This window comes from Rhodococcus sp. T7 (assembly GCF_009872365.1).
In the GTDB taxonomy this organism is placed as follows: domain Bacteria; phylum Actinomycetota; class Actinomycetes; order Mycobacteriales; family Mycobacteriaceae; genus Rhodococcus_F.
This window is the reverse complement of sequence record NZ_WXYH01000362.1, coordinates 23,579-39,936: the sequence shown is the minus strand read 5'-3', so window position 1 is coordinate 39,936 and position 16,358 is coordinate 23,579. Positions and strand designations below refer to the sequence as shown.

17 protein-coding genes and 1 pseudogene are annotated in these 16,358 nt (G+C 65.1%); 6 read left to right on the top strand and 12 right to left on the bottom strand.

Annotation, left to right across the window (positions count from 1 at the left end):
- Positions 1-102: pseudogene (locus MLGJGCBP_RS52335) on the top strand (AMP-binding enzyme); the annotation flags it as partial.
- Positions 103-274: 172 nt separating this feature from the next.
- Here MLGJGCBP_RS52335 and MLGJGCBP_RS37615 read toward each other — a convergent pair.
- Positions 275-910, bottom strand: a complete 636-nt coding sequence (locus MLGJGCBP_RS37615; RefSeq protein ID WP_087555670.1) for a TetR/AcrR family transcriptional regulator C-terminal domain-containing protein — start codon at positions 908-910, stop codon at positions 275-277.
- 79 nt (positions 911-989) lie between these two features.
- Between MLGJGCBP_RS37615 and MLGJGCBP_RS37610 the strand changes: the two genes are divergently transcribed.
- Positions 990-1,193 (top strand): DUF7489 domain-containing protein, encoded by a 204-nt coding sequence (locus tag MLGJGCBP_RS37610; RefSeq protein WP_087555669.1) that lies wholly within the window; start codon positions 990-992, stop codon positions 1,191-1,193.
- On the opposite strand, the gene MLGJGCBP_RS37605 is transcribed toward MLGJGCBP_RS37610, so the two are convergent.
- Complete coding sequence (locus tag MLGJGCBP_RS37605; protein WP_160102309.1) at positions 1,181-2,008, bottom strand: SMP-30/gluconolactonase/LRE family protein; 828 nt, start codon at positions 2,006-2,008, stop codon at positions 1,181-1,183. The two genes, MLGJGCBP_RS37610 and MLGJGCBP_RS37605, sit on opposite strands and share 13 nt — an antisense overlap.
- A 135-nt stretch (positions 2,009-2,143) precedes the next feature.
- Positions 2,144-3,049 (bottom strand): transcriptional regulator CynR, encoded by a 906-nt coding sequence (gene cynR / locus MLGJGCBP_RS37600; protein ID WP_160102308.1) that lies wholly within the window; start codon positions 3,047-3,049, stop codon positions 2,144-2,146.
- Between the two features lie 123 nt (positions 3,050-3,172).
- Here cynR and MLGJGCBP_RS37595 point away from each other — a divergent pair, with 123 nt between their 5' ends.
- From MLGJGCBP_RS37595 to MLGJGCBP_RS37585, 3 genes are all read left to right on the top strand, one after another.
- Positions 3,173-3,760 carry a carbonic anhydrase gene (locus tag MLGJGCBP_RS37595; protein ID WP_160102307.1) on the top strand — a complete coding sequence of 196 codons (588 nt, stop codon included), beginning with the start codon at positions 3,173-3,175 and terminating at the stop codon, positions 3,758-3,760.
- Between the two features lie 73 nt (positions 3,761-3,833).
- Positions 3,834-4,304, top strand: coding sequence for a cyanase (gene cynS / locus MLGJGCBP_RS37590; RefSeq protein ID WP_160102311.1), 471 nt, complete (start codon positions 3,834-3,836; stop codon positions 4,302-4,304).
- Positions 4,305-4,405: 101 nt separating this feature from the next.
- Entirely contained in the window at positions 4,406-4,870 is a 465-nt protein-coding gene (locus MLGJGCBP_RS37585; RefSeq protein WP_160102306.1) for a nucleoside deaminase, read from the top strand.
- A 133-nt stretch (positions 4,871-5,003) separates the two neighbouring features.
- On the opposite strand, the gene MLGJGCBP_RS37580 is transcribed toward MLGJGCBP_RS37585, so the two are convergent.
- From MLGJGCBP_RS37580 to MLGJGCBP_RS37550, 7 genes are all read right to left on the bottom strand, one after another.
- Positions 5,004-6,071, bottom strand: coding sequence for an Lsr2 family DNA-binding protein (locus tag MLGJGCBP_RS37580; RefSeq protein WP_160102305.1), 1,068 nt, complete (start codon positions 6,069-6,071; stop codon positions 5,004-5,006).
- A gap of 410 nt (positions 6,072-6,481) precedes the next feature.
- A complete protein-coding gene (locus MLGJGCBP_RS37575) occupies positions 6,482-6,853 on the bottom strand; it encodes a hypothetical protein (RefSeq protein ID WP_160102304.1) in 372 nt (123 codons plus the stop codon).
- A 226-nt stretch (positions 6,854-7,079) separates the two neighbouring features.
- A complete protein-coding gene (locus MLGJGCBP_RS37570; protein WP_160102303.1) occupies positions 7,080-8,264 on the bottom strand; it encodes an acyl-CoA dehydrogenase family protein in 1,185 nt (394 codons plus the stop codon).
- Positions 8,261-9,091, bottom strand: a complete 831-nt coding sequence (gene phaZ / locus MLGJGCBP_RS37565; RefSeq protein ID WP_160102302.1) for a poly(3-hydroxyalkanoate) depolymerase — start codon at positions 9,089-9,091, stop codon at positions 8,261-8,263. The genes MLGJGCBP_RS37570 and phaZ overlap by 4 nt, the downstream gene beginning before the upstream one ends.
- Positions 9,088-9,540, bottom strand: coding sequence for a MaoC family dehydratase (locus tag MLGJGCBP_RS37560; RefSeq protein WP_160102300.1), 453 nt, complete (start codon positions 9,538-9,540; stop codon positions 9,088-9,090). Before MLGJGCBP_RS37560 ends, phaZ begins: the two co-directional genes overlap by 4 nt.
- A gap of 19 nt (positions 9,541-9,559) precedes the next feature.
- The gene (locus MLGJGCBP_RS37555; protein WP_160102298.1) at positions 9,560-11,263 is read right to left on the bottom strand and encodes a PHA/PHB synthase family protein; all 1,704 of its coding nucleotides are present in this window, start codon (positions 11,261-11,263) and stop codon (positions 9,560-9,562) included.
- A 2-nt stretch (positions 11,264-11,265) separates the two neighbouring features.
- Positions 11,266-12,777, bottom strand: coding sequence for a long-chain-fatty-acid--CoA ligase (locus MLGJGCBP_RS37550; RefSeq protein WP_160102296.1), 1,512 nt, complete (start codon positions 12,775-12,777; stop codon positions 11,266-11,268).
- A gap of 145 nt (positions 12,778-12,922) precedes the next feature.
- On the opposite strand from MLGJGCBP_RS37550, the gene MLGJGCBP_RS37545 reads away from it, so the two are divergent.
- On the top strand, positions 12,923-14,104 hold the full coding sequence (locus MLGJGCBP_RS37545; protein WP_160102294.1) for a PucR family transcriptional regulator: 1,182 nt from the start codon (positions 12,923-12,925) through the stop codon (positions 14,102-14,104).
- A 107-nt stretch (positions 14,105-14,211) separates the two neighbouring features.
- Here MLGJGCBP_RS37545 and MLGJGCBP_RS37540 read toward each other — a convergent pair whose 3' ends face one another.
- Both MLGJGCBP_RS37540 and MLGJGCBP_RS37535 read right to left on the bottom strand, forming a co-directional pair.
- Positions 14,212-15,567, bottom strand: coding sequence for a flavin monoamine oxidase family protein (locus MLGJGCBP_RS37540; RefSeq protein ID WP_160102292.1), 1,356 nt, complete (start codon positions 15,565-15,567; stop codon positions 14,212-14,214).
- Positions 15,568-15,625: 58 nt separating this feature from the next.
- A complete protein-coding gene (locus MLGJGCBP_RS37535; protein ID WP_087555657.1) occupies positions 15,626-16,321 on the bottom strand; it encodes a transporter in 696 nt (231 codons plus the stop codon).
- Positions 16,322-16,358: the final 37 nt, after the last annotated feature.

The following is a 16,358-nucleotide window of genomic DNA, read 5'->3' as shown; positions in this document are numbered from 1 at the left end:
AAGAAGGTCCGCAAGGTCGAGTTCATCGACCTCGTCCCCAAGTCCGCCGCAGGCAAAATCCTCCGCAAGGACCTCCGCACGCGGGAAACAGCAGGACAGTAGACGGTCATCTGTAGCCAACGACGTTGAGTGCAGGTGCCGCCCGACCAGCAGCTCGGGCAGCACCTGCACCCCACCCCTCGCGTGATCGACTCGTGTGCCTGAGACGTCCGCGGCGTCATGTGACCACCATGACGGCCCCGACGCTACCAGAAAACAGGCCGAATGGTTTGTTTCATTCTCCCGGGGCAGACCGAGCACGCAGGTCGAGTCCGCGCAGGAGGGCCGCGAGGCCGGTCTCGAACTCGTGGTCTTGGCCCAGGGCGACGACTTGCCGCGCGATGTCGATGAAGTGAGACGCCGCCGCGTCGGTCCGATCGGTGGCGATGACAATCTCACCCCCGTCACGCGCCGTCTGCTGCTCGATCGCCGAACCGATGGTGTACCGCGAGACGGCAATCAAAGCCAACGCCGCGTCCGTACCACTGAAACCCGCTCCCTCCAACAGGGCGATTTGCTCGATCGCGATATCGAGACTCGGACTTCGCGAACCCGTCGACGCGATCAGCCTGGCGCCGTCGCGGACGCTCAGCATGGCACGGCGCAGGCTCCGCGCGTTCCGGGCCACGAACTCGTCCCAGCCTTCGCCGTCGGCGGGAAGGCGAGCGGTGTGCCGACGGCACAGAATCTCCTCCGCAACGGCGTCGAGCAACTCGGCTTTGCCGCCGAAGTAGTGGTAGAGGCCAGGCTGACGAACGCCGAGGCGAGTCGCGATCGCTCGGAGCGAGACACTGTCGAGTCCGCGCTCCTGCATCAACTCGATCGCGGCCGACACGATGGAATCCCGGTCCGTGCGTCGCGGGTACGGCATGAGCCTCAACGTATACCTTGAACAGCAAGATTATCAACGATAACCTTGGGGGTGTGTCCCACCGAGCGAAGGGAACATCATGAAACGAGAAGACATTTGGAGCGGCACCGTCGTGAAGAAGTCACGCGGTCTGCTGGACGGCTCCAACCTCTACCGAAGGGTCACCGTCCGCACCGACGACGACCGGACCGCGAAGGTCAGGGTCAATCGGACGCTGTGGAACGAACTCGCCGTCGGCGACCGCGTCGTGAAGGACGCGGGCCAGGAGCCTTACCGCGCATGACCGGTGACGTGATGTCGGGCCACCGGAATCCTCGCCTCCCCGACAGCAAGCCCCTCCACCCCGACGTCCAGACGCAACAGAGCGCCCACCGTCGTGACGTATATCGCCCTCCCGGAGAACGCGAGTGAGGACACGAAACGCCCAGACACGTCGATCAACTCGTCGAGGACACCGTCGGGAGTGAAACGCGCAATGCCGCCACCACTGCCCAGTGCCACCCAGACGCCGCCCTCCACGTCGACCGCGAGCCCGTCACATTCCCCGCGCGGTGCCCGCGCAAATACCGATCCTCCGTCCGGGCCGAGTACCCGGACACGCGCGGCAGCGAACTCCGCAACATACACGGTCATGCCGTCCGGCGACGCACCGATCCCGTTCGGCCACAACAGATCATCGACCACGACACGCACCGAACCTGCCGGTGTCATCCGCAGCAACTCCGACGGCGGCGCGGTCTCCCCCGCGCCAGGACGGTGCCGCAGAACCCCCACCAGCACTGATCCGTCGGCGGTGACGGTCATGTCGTTCACCCCGGTCGCCCCGTCGACCTCGAGCACAGTGGTCAGACCCGCGACGCCGACATGCACAAGATCGCGACCACCCACCAGCAGTCCACCGTCGACATGCGCCGCGATTCCGCCGATCCCCCGCCGGCGCGCCACCAGGGTGGTGACCCCGGCAGGAGACCATCGATGCACCCCACCGACGGTGGTGTTCGCGAACACCACCGAACCGTCCGGCATCGGACGCGGGGCCTCCAGCAAGCCCTCCCCTTCGAACAAGACGTCCACAACCCACATATAGTCCTCGACCACCCGGGTGAGTCACCGTTTCGCTGCAGGACAGCCGCTCGGCGATCTTCTCGCCCTCGGCCAGGGACCGTGGAGTTCCGGTCAGCACGCCGTCCGGGATGGAGGTCGTCAGGCGGGGCGGGGCGCCAGCGGTCACCGTCACGGTGAGGTGTAGCCGCGAGAGCCGACGAGTTCGTAGGCGGTCTGGGTGAAGGTGCGGGCGGCGGTGCTGATGTAGGCGCCTTGCCGGTAGAGGAGGGCTACCGTACGGGCCGGCAGGGGCGGGTCGAGGAGGACGGGGACGAGGTGGGGGTGGTCGTGGGTGATGGCGTCCGGTAGAACAGTGGCCACGGACGCGCGTTGGACGATCTCGATTATGGATTGAATCGAATTGGCCTCGAATATGATTCGTGGTTCGACGCGGTGTTCGGCAAAGTAGGTGTCGATGTGGCTGCGGGTGGCGAAATCGCCACTGAGCAGCGCCAGTTGCCGGTCGTGTAAAGCTTGCGCGGGTAGGGGTTCCGGACTCGGATCAGCGTCTTGGATGCCGGTGACGAGGCCGAGGGTTTCGATGAAGAGCGCGGCAGCAGTGATGCCGGTCAGGTGGGATCCGGTAAAGGCGATACCGAGGTCCAGATCGTCGGCGAGCAGGGCCGATTCGATGCGGTCCTGAGTTGCCTCGGTGAAGGTCAGGACTATACCCGGGTGGCGGGTGTGGAATTCGGCGACGAGTGGGCCGATGAGATAGGCCGCGAAGGTGGGGGTGGCACCCAGGCGCAGGTGACCGCGCGAGAGGTCTTGGACGTCGTGGACTGCGCGTTCGGCGGCGCTCAGATCACGCAGCGCACGCCGGGCATGGTCGACGTAGACGTCACCGACGTCCGTGAGCCGGACTCTGCGGCCGGTGCGGTCGAGTAGCTGCACACCCACTGTGCGTTCGAGCTGCTTGATCTGTTGAGAAAGCGTGGGCTGGGAGATGTGCAGGTCTTCGGCAGCGCGGGTGAAGTTGCCGTGCTCGGCGACGGCGAGCAGATAGCGCAGGTGGCGCAGTTCGAGGGCGGCCATGGGTCAACTATAGCTGCCAACAATTGCCTCGATGGATATCAAGTCTTGGACTCTATAGATGCAGTTCGTGCAGGGTGGAAGTCACAGCCGACAGGGGCTGATCACCACCGAAGGAAGTGACCCATGCAAGACCTCGCCGAAGGTGTCGCTCATTTCCGGGAAACCGTATTCCCGGAGAAGGCGGAGTTGTTCGCCCACCTGGCCTCGCATCACACGCCGCACACGCTGTTCATCAGCTGTTCCGATGCCCGCGTCGTGCCGGAGTTGATCACCGGCACTGAGCCGGGTGACCTGTTCGTCATCCGCACTGCCGGCAACCTGGTGCCCGCCTACACGCCCGGAACCGACGGCGTGGCCGCGAGTATCGAGTATGCCGTGGCGGCGCTGGCCGTGAAAGACATCGTCGTCTGCGGCCACTCCGCCTGCGGCGCGATGACCGCGCTGGCTCAGGGACATGACCTCAGCGGTGCCCCCGCGGTTGCCGCATGGCTGCGGCACGCGGACACTTCCCAGGCCCGCACCCCCGGCACCGGTGACGTCGACGCTCTGGTGCGCCAGAACGTGCTCACGCAGCTGGCGAACCTGGCCACCCACCCTTCGGTTGCTCGCGCCTTGGCGGGGCAGAAGCTCACCCTCCACGGCTGGGTCTTCGACATCGCCACCGGCGCAGTCGAAGTACTGCCCACCGCAGGCTTCGGTCTCGTTTCCTGACTCCCCTTACCCACAACTTCTACCTCGCGATCCGCGCGACGTGGTCCACCCGAAAGGGAAAGAAGCACCAATGATGATGCAGGACCAGTTCGACCCGACCGCCCGTCAGGCCATCGCCAACACAGCTGTCGACGCCAAGACCCGCAAGGGCCTTTCCTGGCAGCAGATCGCCGACGCGTCCGACCTGTCGGTTGCCTTCACCACCGCCGCAGTCCTCGGCCAGCACCCTCTGCCGGAGCCGTCGGCAAAGGCTGTCGCTGAGCTGCTCGGCCTAGATGAGGACGCAGCCCTGCTGCTCCAGTCCGTCCCGACCCGAGGATCGATCCCTGGCGGTATCCCCACCGACCCGACCATCTACCGCTTCTACGAGATGCTCCAGGTCTACGGCACCACCCTCAAGGCGCTCGTCCACGAGCAATTCGGCGACGGCATCATCTCCGCAATCAACTTCAGACTCGACGTGAAGAAGGTTGCGGACCCCGAGGGTGGCGAGCGCGCCGTGATCACACTGGACGGCAAGTACCTACCGACGAAGCCGTTCTGATCCGACATCGAGCCTGCACAGACCGGACATCGACGGGGTGGGCCGGAAGCACCTTCCGACCCACCCCGCACCCCGACCACTCATCCGAGGAGGACACCTCCATGGACTTCGTCCAACGCACCATCGATCTCGCCCGCCAGAACGTCTCCACGGGTGGCCGACCGTTCGCAACCGTCATCGTCAAGGACGGCGAGATCGTCGCCGAGAGCCCCAACAAGGTCGCCCAGACCGGAGACCCCACCGCCCACGCAGAGATTCTCGCGATCCGCGAAGCCTGCACCAAGCTGGGCACCGAGCACCTGACCGGCGCCACCATCTACGTCCTCGCCCACCCCTGCCCTATGTGCCTGGGTTCGCTGTACTACTGCTCACCAGACGAAGTCGTCTTCCTCACCACGCGCGCAGACTACGAGCCCTACTACGTGGACGACCGCAAGTACTTCGAACTCGCCACCTTCTACGACGAGTTCTCCAAACCCTGGGACGAACGCCGCCTTCCCATGCGATACGAACCGCGCGATGACGCCATCGACGTCTACCGGCACTGGCAAGCGAACTCGGCTTAGCACCGTCTCCGGCGCAATGCAGTGGACGGTTGCCCTGCGCCAACCGTGCAGGCCAACCGTCGGAGGTATCTCGACGGCACCTGACCGTTTCGCAGCACGATTGCCGCGAGATTCAGCACGGCACCGTTGCTGCCTACGCGGCCGGCGCCTTGGCCTGAGCGAGATTGAAGGCGTCTACGATCTCCGCCGAGATCCGGCCGCGGGCCGATATAGCGAGGCCTTCGCCGATCGCCCACTCGCGAATCTCCCTGGTCGTCCTCTTCGCCGGAGCCTTGCTCACCGCCGCCCTGTTCGATGGAGCCTTCGTCGCGGCCGTCTTCTTCGCGGCTACCTTCTTCACAGCCGGCTTCCCCGCAGCGACCTTCTTCGCCCGAACCGCCTTTGTCTGAACCTTCTTTGTCTGAACCTTCTTCACTCGAGCGTCGTGGAAGGCCCGCTCGACCTCGGCCGAGATCCGACCACGGGCAGACACATCAAGACCCGCACCGATCGCCCACTCCCGAATCTCCTTGGTCGTCTTCGTCGCCGGAGCATTCTTCGCGGCAGGCTTTTCCGCAACTACCTTCGTCACAGCCGGTTTCTCCGCGGCGACCTTCTTCGCCGGCACCGTTGTTGCCTCAACCTTCTTTGCCTGGCGCTTCTTTGGCTGACTCTGCTTGGTCTGAGCGTCTTCGAAGGCTTTTACGATCTCTGCCGAAATCCGACCGCGGGAGGACACATCCAGACCCGCACCGACCGCCCACTCCCGAATCTCACTGGTCGTCCTCGCCACCGGAGCATTCTTCGCGGCAGGCTTCTCCGTGGCCACCTTCTCCGTGGCCACCTTCTTCACGGCCACCTTCTTCACGACCGGCTTCTTCACGACCGGCTTCCGTGCGTCGAGCTTCTTCACCGGAACCCTTTTTGGCTGACTCTGCTTTAGCTGAGCGTCCTCGAAAGCTATTACGATCTCAGCGGGAATCCGACCGCGGGGCGACACATCAAGACCCGCACCGACCGCCCACTCGCGAATCTCCTTGGTCGTCTTCGCCGGAGCCGTCTTCGTCTGAACCTTCTTTACCTGGGCGTCCTCGAAAGCTTTCACGACCTCAGCCGGAATCCGACCGCGGGAGGACACATCAAGACCCGCACCAATCGCCCACTCGCGAATCTCTCTGGTCGTCTTCGCCGAATCTTTCGAACCCGTCGGTGATTGGGCCATCTTGTTCTCCTTCTTCGCTGGGCAATCGTCGAACGCACACAGTAACGGCAAACTTCGCTCGGTAGTCAGAAAGCTCACCTGAGCTGACTTTTCGACGCCTCCAATTATTACCTATCCGAGCAGACCAACACGATGATCCGGGCTCCGCAGCGCAACTCTCTCCCGAAAGTCGATTCCCACCACCCTCCGAAATGCCTCGGCCCCTGCAGCATCAAGCGTGTCGGCTTTGACGCATTCGGCCACAGGTGGTTCAACACAGCGTGAGCCGAGTCACACCTGCACCGAGTCGTGACGTCTGAAACTGTACGGAAAGGCAATCGAACTGGCGTGGCCCGATCACACTGCGGGCACTCAGACTCCGCTGAGACTTGATACGAATTCGTCGATGGCCCCGCGGCGGCCGGGGACAATCACCTTTCGAAGACGGTCCAGATCAACTCGTCCAGGTGGTCGGTGTGCGCGTGGGTGATGCGCGTGACGCCGACAGAGCGGAGTCCGCGTCCCCGTACGAGTTCTGCGAGCGGTGTTCCGTCACGCTCAGCGGTCGCCTTGCGGCCGGACGTGTGCCGAAGTGTGTATGCGCGGCCGGGGAGGGTGACTTCGGCTCTTTTGTACTTGCGGCGCATCCTTCCGGCCATTTGGTCGGTAGCGGTGAACTCGTCACCGGGTCCCGGGCGCAGTGTGACGCGAGTGATATGCGACGGATCGATCAGCGTGACCGAGGACAGGTCGTCGTTGATCCGGGCCGTCCAGCCGGTGATTGTTGGTTGATTCCACGACACGTGGTGATTCTGTCAGGCCCGTGCGTGGACCGCGTGACCCGCATCGCGGCCGGCGCCTCCGTCGGCACGCGTTGCGCGATTTCGGTGTCACCGACTGCCCGCGCCCGGCACCGAGCAGTTCGGTGAACTCGGATGCATGCGACTCCCACACGGCCCGTTGTCCGGCTCGACGGTCAGGCGAAAAGACTGATTCGTCGAGGCTCTCCGGCGATCACGGGCGCGGGCATCACACGAAGGCGTTTTGTCCGGTTAACGACCGTCCGACGATCAGGGTGTTCATTTCCCTGGTTCCCTCGTACGAGTAGATCGCTTCCGCGTCGGCGACGAATCGGCCTACGTTGTGTTCCAGGAGTATTCCGTTGCCGCCCATCAGCTCCCGCGCCCAGCCGACGGTTTCACGCATGCGGACCGTACAGAATGCCTTGGCGAGCGATGAGTGCCGGTCTTCGGCGTGCCCCTGATCCTGCAACTGGGACAGCCGTGCGCACAGGGCCAAGGACGAGGTGATGTTTCCGAGCATCCGCACCAGCAAATCCTGCACGAGCTGGAAGCCGCCGATCGGCCGGCCGAACTGTTCACGAGCGCAGGCATATCTCAGCGCGTTTTCGTATGCGCCGCGCGCGCATCCGACCGCCATCCAGGCCACGCCCGCGCGTGTCAGTCGTAGCACCTCGGCGGTGTCCTTGAACGTGTTCGCGCCCTGTAGGCGGTTGTGCTCCGGAACCCGCACGTTGTCGAGGGTGATGAGCGCGTTCTGCACGATCCGAAGGGCGATCTTGTGCTCCTGCTTGTCCGCCGTGAATCCGGGCGAGGAGTTGTCGACGACAAATCCCTTCACCTGGCCGTCGGCGACGTCCTTGGCCCAGATGACCGTGAGGTCGCCGAACGTCGCGTTGCCGATCCATTTCTTCTGCCCGTTCAGGGTCCAGGTGTCACCGTCGCGTTCGGCGGTGGTGGTGAGCCCGCCCGACGCACCGGAGCCGACGTCGGGTTCGGTCAGCCCGAAGGATCCGATCTGCTCGTACCGTGCCATCGCTGGGAGGAAGCGTTCGCGTTGTTCGTCCGAACCGCACAGGTAGATCGACCCCATCGCCAGGCCGCCGTGCACGCCGTTGAAGGTGGCGATCGAGGAATCCGTGCGGGCCAGCTCCATCGCAATCATCCCGTCGAGCAGGTAGCTCCGTCCGGCACAGCCATGACCCTGGTAGGGCACGCCGGCGATGCCGAGTTTCCGGAGTCCGGGCACGATCTCGAATGGGAAGGTCCCGGCATTCCAATGTGTGTTGATGATCGGGTCGACCTCGGTGGTCATGAAATCGCGCACGGAGTGCAGCATTGCGCGCTCGGAATCGGAGAGCATCTGTTCGAATGCATAGAAATCCGAGGTGTCGATGTTCGGACCGGGGCTCATGGGCATACTCCTGGGTCGTGAAGGAAGGTGGTGATCACCGGCGCGAGTTCGGTGGCATTGGTGACCAGGTCGATGTGTCCGCCGGAGTGCAGATGGACGGTTGAATGTGGCAACAGCTGATTCATGATGCGGGCGTTGACGACGGGCACGATCGGGTCGTCGGTACCCGCGACGAGGAGGGTCTGCTGCCTGATCGCGGGCAGCAGGGGCAGGCTCGTCCACACCGCTCCGGCGAGTAGTTGATGGAAGTAGCCGATCTTCGATCCGGCGTGCAGCTGCTGGAGGAAGAGCCCGGCAACGTCGTCGCCCTGCCGGCGCGCGGTGCCGCCGTACAGCTCGCCGGCGATCGAGGCCGCGTAGGCCGGGTCGCGCAACCTGCGCGGTGTCAGCATCTTGGCCAGCACCCGCGGGTTGCCGGGAACCATCACTGCGCCGGTGCCGGTCGCGGCCAGGACCAGTCGCCGGCACCGGCGCGGATTCTGGACGGCGAACTGCTGTGCCAGCGCCCCACCCCAGGACAACCCGAGCACGTCCACGACGCCGAGGTCGAGTTTGGTCAGCACCCGCCCCAGCACCCAGGCCAGGTAGGCAAACCCGTAGGGGGCGACGGACGCGGGGGATCCGCCGGTGCCGGGAACGTCGAACCGGATCACGGTGCTCTCTGGATCCAGCTGCGCCACCAACGGATCGAGCACCTCGTAGCTGGCCCCGATGCCGTTGCACAAGACCAGCGGCACACGCCGGGTGCCGGATCCGGGACGGATGCTGACACGGATCCGCTGACCGGCGGCCGCGACGAATCTCTCGGCCTCGATGGCCGCGTTCATCGGTACAGCACCACGACATCGGCGATGCAGGCCGGGCGTTCGGTGCCGTCGACCTCGTAGGTCAGTCCGAACACCACCTCGACGCCGGCGGGCTTGTGCTGGGCCGACGTGACGGTCACCGTTGCCCGGAGTTTGGCACCGACCGGCACCGGCGAGGGGAACCGCACCCTGTTGAGCCCGTAGTTCAGCGCGGCCTGCACGTTGTCGATGGTCAGGACATCGGTGAGCACTCGCGGGGCCAGCGAGAGCGTCAGGTAGCCGTGCGCGATCGTCCCCTTGAACGGCCCGCGGGCGGCGCGTTCGGGGTCGGTGTGAATCCACTGGTGGTCGCCGGTCGCGTCGGCGAAAAGGTTCACCTGCTCCTGGCCGATTTCGAACCACGCGGTGGTTCCGAGGGTCTGTCCGGTCAGGTCGAGCAAGTCTGCCGGGTTGGCGATATGTGTGGTCATCGTCTTCTCTCGGGTGGTGTCAGTTCTGGTGCACGTAGGTGCCGGGCGCTGGGGCGAGGGGTGCATAGCCCGGCCCGCCGAGGGTGCGCGGGGCGTCGACTTCGGGACCGCTGCGGTCGGCCAGCCAGCTGATGTAGTCCGGCCACCACGAGTCGGTGGCCTGCTCGGCCGTCTGCACCCAATCTTCGGCCGTGTCCTGATCGACTTGGCCGATCCGGAACGAGGCCCGGGGGTTGCCCGGCGGGTTGACCAGTGCCGCGATGTGGCCGCTCGACGAGAGGACGAACCGATTGTCCTTGCTGCCGAGCAGCCGGGCACTGCGGTAGCAGGCCTGCCAGGGTGAGATGTGATCAGCGACACCGCCGATGACGTACGAGTCCGCGGTGACCTTCGACAGGTCGACCGGGGTTCCCAGCATGCTCACCGCCCCGGGAGTGGTCAGCGCGTTGCGTAATCCCATCAGCACCAGGTCGCGGTGCAGCGCGGCCGCCATCCGGGTGGTGTCGGCATTCCAGAACAGCACGTCGAAGGCTGCAGGCGAGCGGCCCTGCACGTAGTTGTTCACCCAGTACCGCCACACCAGGTCGGTCGGCCGCAGCCACGCGAACACTTCGGCCATCGCCCGTCCGTCGAGGTATCCCTTGGACCTCGATGCTCGGATGGCGGCCTGCGCTGCGCGCTCGCTCATTGCGGCCGAGGCGAAGCCGGCCCTGTTCTGGTCGAGCACCGTGACGGCGAGCGTGAGTCCGGCGATCCGATCACCCTCGCCGATCGCAGCGAGGTGGGCGGCGGTCATGGCGGCGAGGATGCCACCCGAGCAGGTCGCCAGTAGGTGCGCGCTGTCGGTCCCGGCGATCTTCTGCACCGCATCGAGCGCCTCGATGATCGCCGCGCCGTACGTATTGACGTCCCAGTCACGATGTCGGGCTTGGGGATTGCGCCACGAGATCGCGAAGACCTGCTGGCCCTGTTGCAGGAAATACTCGATCATGCTGCGACCGGGAGCGATGTCCATGATGTAGTACTTGTTGATCACCGGCGGGATCATCAGCAGCGGAATCGAGCGCACCTTCGGTGTCTGAGGTGCGTAGTGGATCAGCTCGAACGCCCGGGTCTGCAACACCACCGCCCCCTTGGTGGTGGCGACGGTCTCGCCGACGGTGAACGCGTCGGGATCCACCATCGCCGGAATCCTGGGCTGGGACAGCATGTCGCGGGCGAAGGCTTTCACTCCGCGCACGGCGCTCAGTCCGCCGGTATCGATCATTGCTTTCCAGCCGACCGGGCTGATCAAGGGGTTGTTGGTCGGCGCCAGCCCCTCGACGATGTTGTCGAGAACGAACCGCATCTTCTCCGCGTCGCGCCAATCCAACTGGGCATCGTCGAACAGCTTGTCGGCCGTCTCCGCCGCCGCCAGGTACGCCTGCATGGTTCGCTTGAGCAGGGGGTTGCCCTGCCACGCCGGATCGACGAAGCGTTTGTCACCCTTCGCGGGGGCGCGTTCGCAGGTCCCGACGGCAATCGTGCCCAGTTCGCGGGCCAGCGTGGTGCCGCGGTGAGCGAGTGTGCGCTGCCGTTTGGTGAGATTCACCGCGGAGCGGGCCCAGGCCCCGTTCGGGAGCATTCGGCCGACGAATCCTCGGGTGGAGCTGGTCAGCAGTAGGTCCAAAGGTGCGGCGAGCTCATCGGGGCTCGTGGTCGGGTTGGTGGTCGGGTTCGTCATGACTACTTGGCGCTTTCGGTGGTCGGAACGGTTACCTCGCGGCGGAGAATCTTGCCGGTCGCTCCCTTCGGGAGACTGTCGACGATCCACACCCGGCGCGGATACTTGTAGGCGGCGACGCGCTGCTTCACGAAGTCGCGCAGCTCGGCGGGATCGACGTGTGCGCCGACCTCGAGGACGACCGCAGCGCCGATCTCCTCGCCGAGTGAGTCGTGCGGAAGACCGACGACCGCAGCCTCGACCACCACCGGATGCTCGTAGAGCACCTCCTCTATCTCCCGGGGGTAGACATTGAAACCACCGCGGATGATCAGGTCCTTCTTGCGGTCGACGATGTAGAAATAGCCGTCTTCGTCGACCTTCCCGACGTCACCGGTCGAGAACCAGCCATCGGCCGAGAGTGCCGACGCCGTCGCTTCCGGCAGGTTCCAGTACCCCTTCATCACGTTGTGGCCCCGGATCTGGATCTCGCCGAGCTCGCCCTGCGGGACCTCGTGGCCCATCAGGTCGACGATCCGCATCTCGACACCCTCGACCGGGGTACCGATCGATCCGGGCTTGCGCTCGCGGTGCGGGTGGTTGAAGGACGCGACCGGGGAGGTCTCGGACAGCCCGTATCCCTCGAGAATCGTGGCACCGAACATCCGCTCGAAGTCGGTGAGAACCTGAACCGGCAGGGAGGCGCCGCCGGATACGCAGACGCGAAGGGACGCCGTCGCCGAAGAAGGAAATCTCCTCGTCTCACCGAGCAGCGCCGAGAACATCGTCGGCACGCCCTCGAACACCGTGACTGCGTCGCGTTCGATCACCTCGATGGCCGTGTGCGGGTCGAATCTGGGGATCAGTGTGAGCGTCGCCCCCGCCGACACCGAGGTGTTCAGCCCGCAAGTCAAACCGAAGACGTGAAAGAGCGGCAGGCACCCCATCACCACGTCGTCGGGCCCCACTTCGATCAGGGTGTTCGCGGCGACATCCTGGTTGCGGTCGAGGCCGCCGTGGGTGAGCTCGGCCCCCTTCGGCCTTCCGGTCGTCCCCGACGTGTGCAGGACGACGGCGGTGTCTGTGTCGGCGCGGTCGACCGGACTCGCTTGTTCGGGCAGATCCGCCGTCAGCCTCACCAGATCGGCATCGTCGACCAGCCAGCATTTCGCTCCGGCTGCCGCGGCGGCCGCGGCGGCCTCCGCGGCGAAGGTCGGCGTCGCGAAAAGAGCTGTCGCCCCGGTGTTGGAAAGGTAGAACTCGATCTCGCGGGACTTGAGCAACGGGTTCATGGGCACCGCGATGGCACCGCTGCGCAGGATGCCGTAGAAGGCCAGCGCGAACGCCGGCGTATTGGGCAGCATCAGCCCGACCCGATCGCCGGCCGCGATTTCTTCGCGGTCGAGGAAGGTGGCGACTCGCGCGGCCGCCGCGTCGAACTCGGTGAACGTGAACTCCTGATCGTTGCATCGAAGCGCCACCTTATCCGGGTATTTTCGTGCTGAGGCAACAAGATTCAGACTCAGATTGGACAAGAGGACCTCCGGTGACTGTTGGCGTTTTGCCGGTGATTCAAGGGTGACTCCCGCCGCCGCCTGAGTCGATGGCCCCGGGAACAACGTCAACGGGCCGCCGGTGTGTGCGCTCACAACGGGCGTCGATTCGGCCTATCGTGTCGGTATGGAGGGACGACCAGATCCACCCCTCGTCGAAGTCGCCGACGCGATGCTGGCCCGTGCCGGCGAGCTCGGTGCCGCGATGGCCGCGGTCATCCGTCGCGACATCGACTACTACCGGTCGAACACCCTCGTGAGCACCGACGATATCCAGCGCAGCTGCAGCGCGAACATGACCTTCGTCTTTCATGCGCTGGCCGGAGACACCGATATGGACGCCTCCGCAGCGGAAGCGACCGGGACCGCCCGGGCGCTGGCCGGCGTCCCATTGCCGGCGGTGATGGCGGCGTACCGTGTCGGCTTCCGCTTCATGTGGGAGAAGATGGTCACCGACGCGAGAAGTAGCGGGGTGCCGCCCGAGGCGATCCTGAACGCCACCTCGCAGATCCTCATCGCCCAGGACATGTTCACCCAGGCAATGACCGACGCGTACCGGCACCAGCAGACGATTCAGGTTCTCAACCACGAAGAGGAACGTTCGGCGCTCGTGGAAGCCTTGTTGTTCCACCGCATCACCGACATACAGAGTCTGTGGGAGACAGCCGACCTCCTGCGGTTACCGACATCTGGACCGTATGTCGTTGTGGCAGCGCAGGTTCCCGCCATCGGCAAACTCGGCCTCCCGGAAATCGCACGCAAGCTCGACGTCCGCGACATCCGCTCGGCTTGGCGACTGCTACCCGACCTCCAGGTCGGCATCGTCTTCCTCCGCCGCCCCGACATCCTTCACGAGCTGATCGATATCCTCGACACCGTTGCCACCTCGCGCGTCGGCATCAGCCCACAATTCGACGACCTCAGCGAGACCAGCGAAGCACTACGACTCGCCCGGATAGCCACCGGCGAGAGACCGTCCGGCGACTCCTTGGTCTCGGTCTTCGGCGGGTCTGCTCTCGCGTTCGCCGCCGTCAGCGCACCCGAGGCCATGAAACGGATCGGGAAGTCCGTGCTCGGACCAATCGACGACCTGCCACCCGAGGAGCGCAAAATCCTGGTGGACACCTTCGCGGCGTGGCTCGATACCGGTGGTTCGGCGAACGAGACCGCTGCGAAGATCTACTGCCATCCGAACACCGTGCGGCATCGCCTCCACCGCATCGAGGAGTGGACCGGTAAATCGCTGTCGCGGCCAAGAGATGTCGCCGAACTCTGCCTGGCTTTCGAGATCGATCGGCTACTGCCCTGATGGCGCTGCCAACTTGGCTGGTGGCCCGGTGCAGGGCATGGATCGCGGGGCCCGGTTGCGGGTCCAAACGCTGAACCGAGCCCTCCCTGACAATGCCGCGCGCGTGCCTATCGCCGGCGGCTCAGGCTCGCCAGTACCGCCTTCGCCGCGCGCTCGCCCGACGTGGCTGCGTCGGCGAGCGACGGCATGTCGAGCTGGTAGTCGCCGGCGAGGTGGATGGTTCCGAGCGGATCACGCAACGTCGGAAGCGAGTTCCTCCGGCCGGGCGCCCAGAAGGGCACGACCCGACGGTGCTTCCGCACGATGCCCTCGCCTAGCTTCCCGTCCAGCTCGGGAAACACTGCGAGCAGGTCCTTCTCGAATCGCGACACGATCTCTTCGTCGGACAGGTCGAACATCGCGTCGGCCTGAGTGCCGCCGGCGAAACAGGCCAGTGCTCCGCCCGGCTTGCGATCGTCGCCGTTCCGCATCGCCGCGGCGTGGTTGAACATCGCCTGGAACGACAATTGCGGCGTCGAGACACCGAGATAGTCGTCCCAGCGCTGCGGCCCGACTTCGTCGGTGAAGAATCCGACGATCACGTACCGGCCGTAGGTGATGTCGTTGAAAGCGTTCCGGTGCTGCTGCGGGAGGTCCGGGATGATCCGCTCGGTGATATCGGCGGGTGTGGTCACGATCGCGCGTTTCGCCCGCAGCCGCACCGGCCGGTCACCGTCGAGATAGTCGACGACGACGCCGTCGCCGTCCTGCCGCACCGATTGCACCGCCGAGTTCAGCCGGATCCGGTCACCCAGATCCTCCGCCAGCACGTCGGTCAACGTCTGGTTGCCACCCACCGGCAGCGAGAAGTTCGGGATCTTCTCCGGGTCGGCCAACGCGAGGCCGACCGAGGTGACGAACTGGGTGGCGGCCGTCTCCTCCACCTCGCATCCCATCCACTGCGCGGACCACGACCGGACGACGGCGGCGGCCAGCTCCGACCGGACACCCTTCAGGAGGTACGACGCCAGCTTGGTGTCGAGTTTGGCGCGAACCCGTTGCGCGAGGCGGCTCTGCGACTCCAGGAACGGCATGACCGAGAGGATGCGTGCACCGACGATGGCCATGCCGATGCGGTCCATCATGGTCATCCGCGTGCGGAACATGAGCGCGACGGGATTCGAGGTGTCGACCACCCCACCGTTCAGGTACAGCGCGACGCTCTTGCCTGCGAGCGAACCCATCTCGATGCCGTGCCGGTCGAGGGCATCGATGAGTGTGCCTGTGCCCTCGGTGAACTGAGTGCCGACGTTGACCCAGTAGTCGCCCTGCCGGACGGTCTCGACTCGTCCGCCCACGCGATCGGTGGATTCGAGCACAACCACGTCGGCCTTCGGCGACAGCGTGGTCGCCGCCGTCAAACCCGCCATTCCGGCGCCGACGACGACCACCTCGGTGGTTTCTTCCTGGACGTGCGTTGTCATTTCGGTTCCTGACTGTCGAAAACTGGTGGCCTCGGTACTGCGGTGGTCACGGGGCGGCTCAAGCCGTGACCGAAGCGCCGCCGCTGACCGCCTGGGCGTCGACGCGCTTGTTGTGAGCGTCGAACGCCCGGTACGCGCGGAAGTACGCGAACATCTGCAGGCCCCACGTGGACAGCGCGAAGATGTAAAAGATCGTGTGCTCCGCGTCGTCGCCCGGGATGTGGACGAAGTCGTAGGTCGAGGCGATGACGAATCCGCAGGCGGTGGCGACGCCGGCCCACACAGCGTGCCCGCGCTCGCCGATACCCCACAGGCGCGTGACGAAGTAGATGAGGAAGATCGTGGTGAGCACGTTGACCACGATGTAGAAGATCTTGCCGGGAACGCCGATCTGCTCGGCGAACTGGCTGAGGAGGAATCCCACCACGGCCGCGAGGGCGAACGCGCCGATGTCCACCGCCACGGACGGCTTGTACCGGTGAGTGACCTTCATCAGTCCGAGGACCAGGATCAGCGTGATCCCGACGGACCGGGAGAAGGCATCCAGGAAGTAGGCGAACGTGTACATCGGGCTGTCGTGACCGGCTTTGATGAGACCGTAGATCAGGAAGTTCGAACCCGACGTCGCGACGATCATCCACTCGATGCCGAGCAGGTAGTTCTTGTAGTTCCGGATGAACTTGATCCCGTAGGTGAATCCGACGGCGATCATCCAGATGTCCGCGACCGCAAAGAGCAGTTCTCGGATGGACATGTTTTTCTCCTTGGATGTGACATCAGCCGTCCGGACG